Below are 467 nucleotides of genomic sequence, written 5' to 3' on the forward strand. Positions count from 1 at the left end.
GCACCTTAACCGGGGGCTGCTGTTCGGCTTCTTGGCGCTATTCTTCAAGCGCGTTGAGCGTTATGAGCAGTTGCACACACGTTTCGACATTGACCCAATCATTCGCAACTCCGAGATTTATGCGATCGAGACGAGTCTTGGTGTGCGGCATGGTGGAACTCTGTACTCGACGATTCAGCAGTCGCGGTTGTGGTATGAGAAGGCACGCTCGTTCAAGAACATGATCCTCGAAAAATACGTGCGGCTCGCGATCATGCACGCGAAGACCACGTACAAGGACTTCAATCACCACGTGCGGCTTGACGACGTGATCCAGATTTATATGATCGTCGTGAGCCGGGCTATTGATCGATGTGACGCACGTCAAGGAGTGCTTACGACGTTCATCACCAACTGGTTCAAGAGTGCTAGGTCCGAAGTTGCATAGATGTCGAAGGATCGGGGTGATCAGTCGTACGAAGCACTGG

Annotated in this window: 1 protein-coding gene; it reads left to right on the plus strand. The window is 52.5% G+C overall.

Translation table 11 applies throughout. The features are described 5' to 3' along the window. Window positions 1-427, plus strand: a 427-nt coding sequence (locus AC1RPW_RS07970) for a hypothetical protein (protein ID WP_481769437.1), incomplete at its 5' end; no start/stop codon positions are given. Window positions 428-467 lie beyond the last annotated feature (40 nt).

Source organism: Dellaglioa sp. CoH-55-MRSF-8 (assembly GCF_056782195.1).